Here is a 12,608-nt window from a genome sequence, read left to right as displayed (position 1 = left end):
CGGCCACCCCACGGATCGCGCCATGTCCTGGGCACCCGGGAGCCGCTAGCGTCGGAACGGTGATCGCCGCCAGAGACCCCGCGCCCGAGCCGCCGCAGACGATGAGCGACCCGGCCGATCTCCTCGCCGCGTACCTCGACTTCTACCGGGACGCCGTCCTGCGCAAGCTCGAAGGCCTGTCCGAACGGCAGCTGCGCACAAGCGTGCTGCCGAGCGGATGGACGCCCCTAGAGCTCCTCAAGCACCTGGCCCATGTCGAGCGGCGCTGGCTGTGCTGGGGGTTCGCCGGAGAGCCGGTCACGGACCCCTGGGGCGACGACGGGCCGGACGGCCGATGGCACGTCGCCGACGACGAGACCGTCGAGGACGTCACGGCCTTCTTCATGACGCAGTGCCGGCGTTCCCGGGAGATCGTCGCGGGGGCGCGGCTGACGGATGTGGCCGCCGCCGGTGGCCGGTTCACGCCGCCGGCGGTCCGTCCGACGCTGAGCCGGATCCTGTTCCACCTGCTGCAGGAGTACGCGCGACACGTCGGGCAGCTGGACGTCGTCCGGGAGCTGATCGACGGCGCCGTCGGCGAGTGATCAGGCCGCGGCGATCGGTCCGGTACGGAGTCCCCGCCCGGCGAGGGACCAGAGCGCATCGGCCCGTACGGAGCTCCGGCCGGGCAAAGGATTCAGAGCGCGGCCACCGGCCCGTACGGAGTCCCGGCCCGGCGAGGGATCAGAGCGCGGCCACCGACCCGTACGGAGCTCCGGCGGGGCCAGGGCGGCCATCGGTCCGGCGGGGGGCTCTACGCGAAAGGGCAAGGGTTCTGCCCGAGTGATCAAGGGGTGGCCGTCGGACCGGCGGGCAGCTCCGGCTGGGCGAGCACGCGTCGCTCGCGCCGCCAGAGGCGCCGGATCGCGTCGCGCAGCTCTGACGCGGAGCGGGTCCGGGCGACGAACTCCTCCGGGGTCCGGGCGCCGGTCAGCGGGGACAGGCCGGGGGACGTCGCGAGGAGCCGGGCCAGGAGCTCCGGCTGACCGGCCGGGCGGATCGGGGCGCCGCCCTGGTCGATGAGGCAGCCGTGCCGCCCGGCGTACAGGTCACAGGCGCGCAGGCGGCCCAGGCCGGGGAGGGAGACCGCCGCCGACGCGGGCAGCCGCGTCCGGTGGTAGTTCGGCTCGGTGGCGTCGACGGCGGCGAGCTGCTCGTCGTCGAGCCACAGGACCACCAGCTCCGTGCTCGCGCCCGGTTCCAGGACCGGGACCGCCGGGACGTATCCCGGCCTGCTCACGTGCGCGGAGGCACCGGCGACCAGCCCGTCCACCCGCGCGTACGTCATCGGGACGACCACACGGGTCCGCCCCGCGAGCTTGCGGACGATCTGGGCGGGCGAGGCGTTCGACCCGACGGCCAGCACCGGCCGGCGGTCGGCCATGAGGGGCCCGCCGCAGGATCGCAGGGCGTCGTCGAGCGGGACCTCCGGTCCGCCGAAGATTTGGGGCGGCACTGCGGAGGTGTCGAGGATCCAGCGGCCGGGCGGCGCACCGGTCCGTGCGGCGGAGCCGCCGGACGAAGGACAGAGGTGGTCCGCGTGCAGGCCGAGGAAGCATCCGTCGACGAGGAGGCCCGATCCGGACGGCAGGCGCCCAGGGTAGGTCAGGGGCCGGGCGATCGGGTCGTCGCCGAACCCGAGGGCTCGTAGCTCGCGCCCGGGCGCGGTGATCCGCGGGTACGGTGAGGCCGAGGGCCGACCGGATGGGGGGTGCACGGCTCTCCTGCCGTCGCCCTGGCGGCTAGGGGGACACCCCCTAGGACGCGGCGCGGGGTGGAGGACGGTCTCCGCCGAGGATAGCCCGTGGCGGTCAGACCGCGGCGGGCGTGGCCGTGAAATGCTCGGCGAGGACGCCGCGTTGCGTCTTGCGCGCCCGCTCGTGCCGCTCCCGCCCGACGGCGGTGAGCTTCACGAAGATGGCGCGCCGGTCGTCGGCGCACATGCTGCGCTCGACCAGGCCGTCGCGCTCCAGGCGGGCCACCGTACGCGAGAGCGCGCTCTGGCTGAGGTACATCGCACCGGCGAGGTCGTGCATCCGGGACTTCTCGCACGAGGCGTCGACCAGACGGTCGAGCACCTCGAACTCGCTCATCCCGATGCCGTGAGCCTCCTGCAGGGTGCGATCGAGAGCACACGAGACCGTGCTGTAGCTGGCCAGGAGGTCACGCCAGCGCCGCACGAGCTCGGTTTCACCCGTCTCCGTCATGGCCGGACCCTACCATGCTCGCACATTAAATGCAAACGCATTTATTGCTTGGACATCTGATGCATATGCATGTAACTTCTGTCCGGTGACCACGACAGCACTCCCAGACTCACGCACCCTCCCCGGCGCCCCGGCCGATCAGCACCGGTGGTCCGCCCGGCTCTGGGGCATCCTCGCCGTTCTCTCCCTGGTCCTCTTCCTCGACGGACTCGACGTGTCGATGGTCGGCGTCGCGCTTCCGTCCATCGGCTCGGCTCTGAGCCTGTCCACGTCGAGCCTCCAGTGGATCGTCAGCGGATACGTCCTGGGCTACGGCGGACTGCTGCTGCTCGGCGGCCGCACCGCCGACCTGCTCGGCCGTCGGCGGGTCTTCCTCATCGCGCTCGCGGTCTTCGCCGTCGCCTCCCTGCTCGGCGGCATGGTCGACTCCGGCCCGCTCCTGATCGCCACCCGTTTCATCAAGGGTGTCAGCGCCGCGTTCACCGCGCCCACCGGGCTGTCGATCATCACGACGACGTTCGCGGAGGGCAAGGCGCGCAACAAGGCCTTGTCGATCTACACCGTGTTCGGAGCCAGCGGCTACTCCTCCGGCCTGATCTTCGGCGGCCTCATGACCGGGATCGGCTGGCGCTGGACCTTCCTGATGCCCGTTCCGGTCGCGATCATCGCGCTGGTCGCCGGCCTCTCCCTGATCCCCCGCGACCGGGCGGCGTCCGAGGGCGGCCACGACATCCTCGGGGCGCTCACCTCCACGGCGGCCATGCTGCTCCTGGTGTACGACCTGGTGTCCGCGCCGAACCGCGGCTGGACCGCCCCGGTGACGCTCGCGCTCTTCGGCGTCGTCGTCCTGCTCCTCGCCGCCTTCGTCCTCGTCGAGCGCCGCGTCCGGCACCCGCTGATCCGGCTCGGCATCCTGCGCAAGGGCACGCTCGTCCGCGCCAACCTCGCGATCGTCGCGCTGTTCGGCTCCTACACCGCGTTCCAGTTCATCGTCACGCTCTACCTGCAGTCCGTCCTCGGCTGGAAGCCGATCACCATGGCCCTGGCCCTGCTGCCCACCGGGCTCCTGGTGGCGCTCAGCGCTCCGTTCGCCGGGACGATGATCGACCGGTTCGGCACGGCCCGGTTCATCGTCGGCGGAATGATCGCGATGACGGTCGGCTACCTGCTGTTCCTGCGGGTCGACACGCACCCGGTGTACGTCCTCGCCATCCTGCCGACGGCGCTGCTGCTCGGCGTCGGCTTCGCCCTCGGCTTCCCGTCCATCAACGTGCAGGCCACCGCGGGCGTCGAGAACGACGAGCAGGGTCTGGCCGCCGGGCTCGTGCAGACCGCCGGCCAGGTCGGCGCCGCCCTGGTCCTGGCCATCACCACCGCCATCATCTCCAGCGATGACGCGCGGTCGGCGGTCCGCTCGCCGGCGGCGGTGCTCGCCGACTACCGGCCCGGCCTGATCTTCGTCACGGCCGTGGCCCTCGGCGGACTGGTCATCACGCTGGCCCCGCTGCTGGTCCGCCGCGCCGCGCGGCAGGACGCGCTGGACTGACCCGCCCTCGACTCGATCACCCGGGGAGCAGTCCCCGGGTGATCAGTCGTTGCGGGAGGCGGTACGCCCGGCCTCCAGCGAGGGGCCGCCTCCCCTGCGGGTCGCGAGCAGCGCCGTGGCGTCATCGTGGGGTTTCGCGCCCGGTATCGGCTGCTCCCGCTCCGCCCGCCGTACCAGGTCGATGACGTGGGCCGGGCCGGCGGTCCGCAGGGAGTCGAACAGTCCCGGCCAGTCGTAGCCATAGTGGTCGATCAGCCGGGTGACCCCATCGGTACACATGACGACCTCCTCGACCTCCGTCTCTGGGAAGGCCGCCGTCACCGCTTGGTGGGCGGCCTCCGGCACACTGCTCGCGACCCAGAACCCGCCCGGCCGGTTCCGGTGCGTCCGTACCTTCTCCAGCGTGTACGGACGTCCGCCCGGCAGGTGCGCGACGCGGTCGTCCTCCACCACGTGGAGCGACCCGTCGCGACGGCGCACCGCGATCGGCGAGTCGGCCAGGAGGAGGCACTCGACCACGCCGTCGCGCCGGCGCATCACCGCGAGCGTCGACGACGGGCTGTCCGGATTGGACAGATCACACGTTCCGGCGTGCGAGGCGCACACCTGCCCGATCGACTCCGCCACGATGTCCGCGAGCGACCCGTCGGCGCCGTCCGCCAGACGGGCGCTCAGCGCCCCCGCGAGCCGGCGCACCAGCCACGCGACGTCATGGACGCATCCGCTGTCGACACCGACCGGCGCCGTCGCCCCGTCCAGCACGATCGCCCAGTCCGGGCCGGCGACCACGCAGTCCTCGTTGACGCCGCCCGGAGCGGCCTGGGTCGCATAGGTGATCTGCACGATCCGATCGTCCCGTGCCCCCGCGCCTCGCGGGACCCCGCCCCCACCGATCCTGGCGGGGAGGCGTTCCGGCCTCAGGCCGATGTGGGCGCCGTCCGGCAAATCGGCCCGGTCAGGGCAGCCGCCAGAAGTCTCCGGCCAGGCCGACCTCGGTGAGCAGCCGCTGGTTGTGCTCCGTGGTGTGCGGCCGGAAGCCGGGGGCGAGCCGGTCGCCGTACCAGGGCCGGGACAGCTCCCAGACGGTGGCCGCGCCGACGGCCCGGCCCACGACCCGTCCCGTACGCGACGCCCAGGCGGCCAGATGGTCCGGTGAGCAGAACATCCTGATATTGGAACAGGTGAAGACGACGTCGTCCCACCACCGTGCGGCGGGCAGCGGGAAGTGCACGGTCAGCTCCGGCGTCGGTGGCCGTTCGGGTCCGGAGGTGACGCGATGACGCCGGCCGCACTCCGGGCATGCGGTGTCGATCAGGACGTCCACCCCGAGCGCGGCGCTGATCCCGAAGGAGTCCCACGCGCAGCCACCCCACCAGTTGCGGTCGTCGCGGCCGTCCAGCGGTGACACCACGAATCCCATCGGGGAGGCGGAGAACGGATGGGCCATCCGGATCACGTCGTCCGCCGCTCCCAGCACGATGGTGTGGCGGACGGCCAGTTCACGGAGGCCCCACACCGTCTCCTCCGGTGAGCGACCCCACCTGACCGCGAGCTCGCCCGCCGACGGCGCGCGCCCCTCCTCGGCGAGGGTGGCGTAGACCGCCGTGCGCAGGCCTTCCAGCCGCCGTTCGTCGTTCACTCGACACCCCACGCGTCGTTGTTCACTCGACCTCCATCGCGTCGTCGTTCACCCGGGTCCCAACGCGTCGCCCGGCCTCCATCGCGTCGTCGATCACCAGTGCCGCCATTCGCCGGGCCGCTCGGACCGGTGCGGCATCCTGCCGGATGACGCCCTGGACCGCCGCTCCGTCGATGAGTACGAGCAGGTCGCCGGCCAGCCTGCCGGCGTCCGCCGCGCCCGCCTCGGCCGCCAGCCGGACAAGCGCGGAGGTCAGGCGGGCCTTGTGCTCACGTGCCACCGGCCATGCCGGGTGACCGGCGTCCTCCAGCTCGCTGACGGCCTTGACGAACGGGCACCCACGGAAGGTGCCGCCGCTTCCCTCGATCGCGTCGGCGATGCGGTCGAAGACCCCGAGCAGGCGGTCCCGCGGATCACCGGGCTCATCGGGCAGGAGCCAGGCTCGGTGCCGCTCGTCGCGCTGACGCAGCGTCTCCGCGACGAGCTCGTCCTTGCCCGCGAAATGCCGGTAGAGCGACATCTTGCCGACGCCGGCCCGCGCGGTGAGCGCGTCGATGCCGGTGTTGCCGATGCCCTGCTCGTAGAACATCGCCTCGGCCGCTCGCAGCAGCCGGGCCCGGGCGTCCTTCGTTCCGGTCACGGCCCATACGATACAGAGCGGTATCGTACGACGCCAAGATGCCTGGTCGGACGCAGGGCTCGGTCTGGCTCTCCGGCGCGAGCCGACCGAGCCCCTGCACCACGGGCCGGCACGACCGCCGCTCGCACCAGACGCCGCCGGACGCTGCTCGCGCCGGGCGTCGCCGGGCGCCGCTCACGCCGGGCGGCGCCGGGCGCCGCTCACGCCAGGCGTCGATCGCGTCGCCGAGCATCCGGGGGCGTCGCCGCGTCACGGCTCCGCCGGGGACGAAGGCGGAGCCGTGACGGGTACGGTGGCCGGTCGCCGGGTCAGGCGGCCTTCGCGGCGAGGCTCTTGGCCCGCGCGGCGGCGTCCTCGTGGGCCTTGCGGCGTGAAGCATGGGACATGTCGATCAGGCCGGCCATGGCGGGAACGTGCGGAGCCAGCGTGAGCTCCGGAACGATGAACTCCACGTCGAGACCGAGCGTGTCGGTGAGGACCTTCTCGAGATAGGTCGTGACGAACTCGAAGGACTCACGCGGCGTGCCCGGCCCGTACCCGCCACCCCGGCTGGCCACGACCACGGTGGGCGTCCCCGCCGCGGACGGCCGCTCCCCCGCCGTGCGGCCGTGGATGATGACGTGGTCGAGCCAGGCCTTGAGCGTCGACGGGACGGTGTAGTTGTACATCGGCGCGCCCAGCACGATGGCGTCCGCCCGTTCGAGTTCGGCCGCGAGGGCGTCGCGCAGCGGGTCGCCTGCGCCGGCGGTGTACGCGCGGGCGTCGATGTGGGGCAGCGGCTCGGCCGCCAGGTCGCGGTAGATCACCGTGCCGCCCGGATGCTGCGCCTCCCACTCCCGGCGGAACGTCGCGGTGACCGAGCGGGACGCGGAGACGTCTCCGGGCCACAGGGACGCGTCGATGTGCAGCAGGGTAGACATGATCGCCTTTCGCCAAAAGTTGATTGACGCTTCAACTTTCGCCGGTGTCCGCGCTGGTAGCGAGGTGGGCCCTGGACAGAAGACGGTCGAAAACGGACTCTTCGCAGCTACGGCGCGAGGGCGGTCTCCCGGAACCGCAGGGGCGTGACCCCCACGTTCCGGATGAAGAACTTGCTGAAGTTGGTCGGCTCGGCGAACCCGAGACCGCTCGCGATGGCGACGACCGTCTGGTCCGTGTGCGCCAGCAGCCGCTTGGCCTCGAGCACCACCCGGGCGTCGATGACATGCTTCGCCGAGCGGCCCGTAGCGGCCAGGCTGGCGCGGGTCAGGGTCTTCGGGGTGTAGCCGAGCCGGTCGGCATAGTCCTCGACCCGCCGCGTCGTCGCGAAGGAACGTTCCAGCTCACAGAGGAAGCTCCGGAAGATCTCCCCGCCCTCTTCGGACGATCGAGTGTCCGAGGCCGCCGGCAGCCGGCGGACGTACAGGATGAGCGTGGCCAGCAGATGCCGCAGCAGCTCCGGATCGGTCTCCGGCCCGGCCGACTCCTCGCCGAGCCGTTCGACGATCGGCAGCAGACGCCGCATCGCGGCCTCGTCCAGTTCGTACCGCACCGGCGAGAAGGGGTCCCGCAGCAGGCCGTCGGCGGCCGGGAGCGGGGGCGGGAAGTCCGGAGTGAACCAGATGAACCAGGCCTCCAGGGCGGGTGACAGGACGGTGCGCTGCACCTGTCCCGGCCGGATCCACAGCAGTGTGCCCGGAGCGCAGGGATGGGAGACGAAGTCGACCTCGTGCTCGTCCTTCCCCTCGGTCACGAGGACGAGCTGGTGAAAATCGATCCGGCGCGGGCGGACGTCGTCCACGTCGCAGACGAGACGGGCACGGACGTCGCGGGACGTCACGGCCTCGACGCCGAGAGCGGGCGGCCCGGTCGTACGCCGGTAGCCGACCTCCTTGATGACGTGTCCGTTGGCGACCGTCATGATCACCGACCACCTTTCCCCCACCGGCCCGAATGGGCAGAATACTTGAAGGCTCAATCATCGTGCTTCCCAAACCCACCGTGGCCGGCCGGCCGGTCGAGCGTCCCCGGCCTCCAACGCCATTATTCGTTCGTGTCATCCCGGTGTGATCGCCCAAACTGAGGCACCGTGAGATCGCTGCACGTCTTCGACATGGACGGAACACTGCTCGAGGGAACGACGGCCAGCCTGCAGATCGCCCGGCGCCTCGGATCCACAACGGAACTGGTCGAACTGGAGGCACGGTTCGCCGCCGGTGAGATCGACACCCGGGGTTTCTCGGCCGCCATCCACCGGCTGTGGCGGGACCTGACGCCGTCGGCCGTCGCGGACGCCTTCGCCGCCGGCCCTTGGCTGACCGGAATCCGCGAGGTCTGCGCGGACATCCGCGAACGCGGCGAACGGTCCATGGTGATCACCATGTCGCCCGACTTCTTCGCGCGGCACCTCCTGGAGCTGGGCTTCGACGAAGTGGTGGCCTCCCGGTTCCCGGCACTGCCCCTCGTGGAACCGCTGGATCCGGCGAACGTCCTCACCCCGGATGACAAGGTCGGCATCGTCGAGGACATATGCGAGCGGTCCGGTCTCGCGCACTCGCGATGCGTCGCCTACGGCGACTCGATGTCCGACGCTCCGCTGTTCCGCCGGCTGACCAAGACGGTCGCGGTGAACGCCGACCACCACCTCGCGGACCTGGCCGCCCTCAGCTACCGCGGCAACGACCTCGCCGAGGCGTACGCACTCGGCCGCGCCCTCCTCACCCGCGACGCCCGCTGATCACCGACCGACGCCGCCCACCGGATCGCTGAACGAGCCCGCACCGATCACCGGTGCGGGCTCCGCCCGTCGGGACGTCGGCGCGTCAGAACCAGATGCCGGTGATCGGGGTGGCGCCACAGGAGTTGGCCACGCATGCGAGGGTGAAGCCGTCCTCGACGGTACGCAGCACGTTGTCATGGGTGATGCGCTCGGCGAAGTCACCGGTTTTCACGTGCTGCCCGTAGAAGATCGTCGGGATCTGGTTGTTCTGGCTGTGATCGTCCTCATCGAAGGTGAGAATGAGCACGCTGTTATGGGTTTTGGCCCACTGGGCGTAGCCGTTGACATGCGCGCTCAGCCAACCGTCACCGGTGCCGACGCTGCAGTCGTGCATGTCGTTGCAGATGTTCGGGATGACGAACGACACCGCCGGAAGCCTGGTGTAGTCGGTGGGGAACTGCGAGAACGGGACGTTGCTGGATGAGGGCACGTTCGTGAAGTTCACCCATGGGTTGTGCTTGCGGTAGTACTTTCCCTTCTGGCAGCCGGTATAGCCGACCGAGGGAAGATCCTCGGAATAGCCGGTGAAGGTGTCACCGGCGACGATCAGCCGGTGCCCGAGGTTCTCGGTGGAGAACGTGTGCGGGCAGGAGTCGTCGGTGATGCCCTGCGTGGATCCGGAGAACAGTTCCAGGTAGTTCGGCTGGCTGGGATGGGTGACCGCGAACGACTGCGTGAAGTTGGCGCCGCCGGCCTTGAGAGTGTTGTTGATGTACGGCGCCGACGAACTGCCGATGATGTCGTTGTAGGAATGGTTCTCCATGACAACGATGACGACATGGTCGGGGCGGGGTACGGTCGCGGCCACTGCGGGCCTTACCGTGGCGAGGCCCGCGGCGCTCAGTGCCGCCATGGCGAACGCGACCACGTTCCGCCTGATCCTGGTAATACGCACGATACCCTCCGCATTCGCACGGATGATTCGGATGAGCGTCTTGAACGTCCCACACGAATTGCGATGAGTTCGTAACGCGAGGTGAAGGTGGCGGTAACAGTCCACCGGACCTGAATTACGGACAGTGATCAACATGTTTTAGCACTGTCGAGTAGGCCACTTCCGAATCTGAGTACAAGTGCGGATGCCGGGCCCGTCGCGGACTGCGATGGTGTGCGTATGCGCCGACTCGTACTGATCACGCTGGCCGTGCTCCTGGCCGGAGGATGCGGTGTGATGCCGTCCCCGAAGGACAAGGCGACCGACGACGCACGGGACAGGGCCCGGCGCGTCGGGAACCGGCTCTACAGCGGCAGCGTCCGGCCCGCGCAGGACGTGGGCCACCTCGCGGACGACATCGAGGGTGTCGACGTCATGCGGGTGACCGGCACGACGACCACGCAGGGCGACGGGGTCGGCGTGGTCATCCGGGTGTCCGGCACCGCCTCGAAGGACTGGCTGGAACCTGAGGAGATCACCGTGGTCCGCTGCTTCGAACTGCGGATCTCCCCCAAGACCGAATGGGGCGACGAGCCTCGCGACGTCGATTGCCCGCGTGGCCGGCCGCTCACGTTCAAGCCGTGGCCGAAGAGCGTGGAAATCCCTTACGAGCGACTACGGAAGGCCCTTCCGCGCGTGCCGCGCGGTGGCACGGTCGACGAGCGGAAGGTCCGCGGGGCCGTCGCCTCCCTTCACCTCGATCCGGCGATCCACACCGAGGTCCAGGCCGAAGAAGGCGTGGTGGGGGTCTCTCTCCGGGTCAAGCCGTATCTGGACGACGCGCTCGACTGCGCCCTGGCCCAGGTGGCTCCGGGCCGTACGAGCGTATGGTCGCCGCCGAAGATCCAACGCATGCCGGGCGAGGGCGGGTGCGGTGTCGGCAACGCCATCCACCCGATGCCGCCCCCGCACTGACCCTCGCCGGCCGACCTGATCTGTCGAGGACACCTCCGACCTGGGACGATGAGTACGACAAGCCGGCCAGAGAACCGTAGCGGACGATTCTCTCGACTTCCCCCAGAACCGACGTGCCCCTGGTGAGCCGTCACCTGAGGAGGAACGTATGGCCAAGCTGCTGGCGGTCAATGTCGGAATGCCAAAGGACGTCCCCTGGCATGGCAGGACGGTTCATACCGGTGTGTGGAAGCAGCCTGTCGCCGGCCCACGGATGGTGCGCCGGCTGAACATCGACGGGGACGGCCAGGGCGACCTGGCCGGGCACGGCGGCGAACACCGGGCGGTGCTGGTCTACCAGCTCGACTCCTATCGCCACTGGCAGGAGCAGCTCGGCCGCGACGACTTCGGCTACGGGCAGTTCGGGGAGAACTTCACCGTCGACGGGCTGCCGGACGATGAGGTGTGCATCGGGGACCGGTACCGGATCGGGGAGGCCCTGTTCGAGGTCACCCAGCCGCGCGTCACCTGCTACCGGGTCGGTATGCGGTTGGAGGAACCGCGGATGGCCGCCCTGCTCGTATCCCATCGGCGTCCCGGGTTCTACCTCCGGGTCCTCACCGAAGGACGTGTGGAGGCGGGAGATGAGATCGTCAAGGTCGCCGACGGGCCGGAGGGGGTGACCGTCGCGGAGATCGACGCCCTGCTGTACCTGCCGGGGCACCCCCGCGACCAGCTCGCCCGGGCACTGCGCATCCCCGCGCTCAGCCCCGGCTGGAAGACCTCTTTGCAGGCGCTGCTCGACCAGGCGGACGGCGCCCCCGGGCAACCGGCCGGCAACCCGGGACTGACCTCGGCCGCCGGTCCGCCACCGGCCTGGGACGGATTCCGGCCGCTGCGGGTCGCTCGCATCGACGCGGAGAGCACAAGCGTGTTCTCGCTGACGCTGGCCGCCGTCGACGGCGCGCCGCTGCCCGCCGCGTCGGCCGGCCAGTTCCTCACCCTCCGGCTGCGTCCGGGCGATGACGCTCCCCCGCTCATCCGCAGCTATTCGTTGTCCGGCCCGCCCGGGGCCGCGCGGTACCGCATCAGCGTGAAGCAAGAACCGCACGGCGCCGCCAGCACCCATCTCCGCACTCGGGTACGCGTCGGCGACGTCCTGGACTTCGCGGCGCCGCGGGGTTCCTTCACCCTGAAAACCGGCGGTAACCCGGTCCTGCTGGTGTCGGCCGGCATCGGCGCCACGCCGGTTCTCGCCATGCTGCACGCGCTCGTCGCCGAGCGCTCCACCCGCGAGGTGTGGTGGCTGTACGGGGCGCGCGACGGTACGGAGCACCCCTTCGCGCAGGAGAGCCGCGACCTGCTGGCCAGGCTCGCGAACGCGCACCGGCGGATCTGCTACAGCCGCCCGGCACCCGGTGACCGCAAGGACGTCGACTACGGAACCGCCGGACGATTGTCCGTCGACCTTTTCCGGCACTTCGGCGTTCCGCGCGGCGCCGACGCCTACCTGTGCGGCCCTCCCGCGTTCATGTGCGAGCTTCCCACCGCTCTCGCCGCCTCTGACCTCGCCCCCGAGCGCGTCCACACGGAGATCTTCGGGGCGGGACCGGCCCTGACACCCGGCCTGACCGACGTCGCGGCACGGTCGGTGCACGCACCGGCGGGCCCGCCCGGCACCGGGCCCGCGGTCTCGTTCGCACGCAGCGGCCTGACCGTCGGATGGGACCCCGCCTACACGAGCCTGCTCGAACTCGCGGAGGCCTGCGATGTGCCCACCCGCTGGTCATGCCGCACCGGCGTCTGCCACAACTGTGAGAGCGGCCTGCTGTCTGGCGCCGTCACCTACTCCCCCGACCCGGTGGAGCCACCCGCCGAAGGCAACGTCCTGATCTGCTGCTCCCGGCCCCGAGCCGACCTCGTCCTGGACCTCTAGCGGAAACCAACGGGC

13 protein-coding genes are annotated in these 12,608 nt (G+C 70.7%); 5 read left to right on the top strand and 8 right to left on the bottom strand.

Going from position 1 to position 12,608, the window contains the following annotated elements:
- Positions 1-59 precede the first annotated feature (59 nt).
- Complete coding sequence (locus ABEA24_RS35325) at positions 60-584, top strand: DinB family protein (protein ID WP_345436545.1); 525 nt, start codon at positions 60-62, stop codon at positions 582-584.
- Positions 585-826: 242 nt separating this feature from the next.
- On the opposite strand, the gene ABEA24_RS35320 is transcribed toward ABEA24_RS35325, so the two are convergent.
- Positions 827-1,756, bottom strand: a complete 930-nt coding sequence (locus ABEA24_RS35320) for a hypothetical protein (protein WP_345436543.1) — start codon at positions 1,754-1,756, stop codon at positions 827-829.
- Between the two features lie 94 nt (positions 1,757-1,850).
- Positions 1,851-2,246 (bottom strand): MarR family winged helix-turn-helix transcriptional regulator, encoded by a 396-nt coding sequence (locus tag ABEA24_RS35315; RefSeq protein WP_345436541.1) that lies wholly within the window; start codon positions 2,244-2,246, stop codon positions 1,851-1,853.
- Positions 2,247-2,331: 85 nt separating this feature from the next.
- Here ABEA24_RS35315 and ABEA24_RS35310 point away from each other — a divergent pair, with 85 nt between their 5' ends.
- On the top strand, positions 2,332-3,792 hold the full coding sequence (locus ABEA24_RS35310; RefSeq protein WP_345436539.1) for an MFS transporter: 1,461 nt from the start codon (positions 2,332-2,334) through the stop codon (positions 3,790-3,792).
- Between the two features lie 42 nt (positions 3,793-3,834).
- Here the strand turns inward: ABEA24_RS35310 and ABEA24_RS35305 are convergent, their stop codons facing one another.
- The 5 genes from ABEA24_RS35305 to ABEA24_RS35285 form a co-directional block, all read right to left on the bottom strand.
- The gene (locus ABEA24_RS35305) at positions 3,835-4,635 is read right to left on the bottom strand and encodes a protein phosphatase 2C domain-containing protein (RefSeq protein ID WP_345436537.1); all 801 of its coding nucleotides are present in this window, start codon (positions 4,633-4,635) and stop codon (positions 3,835-3,837) included.
- A 112-nt stretch (positions 4,636-4,747) separates the two neighbouring features.
- Entirely contained in the window at positions 4,748-5,431 is a 684-nt protein-coding gene (locus ABEA24_RS35300; protein ID WP_345436535.1) for an alkylmercury lyase family protein, read from the bottom strand.
- A 22-nt stretch (positions 5,432-5,453) separates the two neighbouring features.
- Positions 5,454-6,071, bottom strand: coding sequence for a TetR/AcrR family transcriptional regulator (locus tag ABEA24_RS35295; RefSeq protein ID WP_345436533.1), 618 nt, complete (start codon positions 6,069-6,071; stop codon positions 5,454-5,456).
- Positions 6,072-6,379: 308 nt separating this feature from the next.
- On the bottom strand, positions 6,380-6,991 hold the full coding sequence (locus ABEA24_RS35290) for an FMN-dependent NADH-azoreductase (RefSeq protein ID WP_345436531.1): 612 nt from the start codon (positions 6,989-6,991) through the stop codon (positions 6,380-6,382).
- A 107-nt stretch (positions 6,992-7,098) separates the two neighbouring features.
- Positions 7,099-7,971 (bottom strand): helix-turn-helix domain-containing protein, encoded by an 873-nt coding sequence (locus ABEA24_RS35285; protein WP_345436529.1) that lies wholly within the window; start codon positions 7,969-7,971, stop codon positions 7,099-7,101.
- A 168-nt stretch (positions 7,972-8,139) separates the two neighbouring features.
- On the opposite strand from ABEA24_RS35285, the gene ABEA24_RS35280 reads away from it, so the two are divergent.
- Entirely contained in the window at positions 8,140-8,787 is a 648-nt protein-coding gene (locus tag ABEA24_RS35280) for an HAD family hydrolase (RefSeq protein WP_345436527.1), read from the top strand.
- Positions 8,788-8,872: 85 nt separating this feature from the next.
- On the opposite strand, the gene ABEA24_RS35275 is transcribed toward ABEA24_RS35280, so the two are convergent.
- A complete protein-coding gene (locus ABEA24_RS35275; protein ID WP_345436525.1) occupies positions 8,873-9,724 on the bottom strand; it encodes an alkaline phosphatase family protein in 852 nt (283 codons plus the stop codon).
- 219 nt (positions 9,725-9,943) lie between these two features.
- Between ABEA24_RS35275 and ABEA24_RS35270 the strand changes: the two genes are divergently transcribed.
- Together ABEA24_RS35270 and ABEA24_RS35265 are read left to right on the top strand one after the other, a co-directional pair.
- Entirely contained in the window at positions 9,944-10,678 is a 735-nt protein-coding gene (locus tag ABEA24_RS35270) for a hypothetical protein (RefSeq protein ID WP_345436523.1), read from the top strand.
- A 148-nt stretch (positions 10,679-10,826) separates the two neighbouring features.
- On the top strand, positions 10,827-12,593 hold the full coding sequence (locus tag ABEA24_RS35265) for an MOSC domain-containing protein (RefSeq protein ID WP_345436521.1): 1,767 nt from the start codon (positions 10,827-10,829) through the stop codon (positions 12,591-12,593).
- Positions 12,594-12,608: the final 15 nt, after the last annotated feature.

The organism is Actinoallomurus vinaceus (genome assembly GCF_039542055.1).
Classification (GTDB): domain Bacteria; phylum Actinomycetota; class Actinomycetes; order Streptosporangiales; family Streptosporangiaceae; genus Actinoallomurus; species Actinoallomurus vinaceus.
Note: the sequence above shows the minus strand (reverse complement) of the source record. Positions and strands in the feature narration are given on the sequence as shown.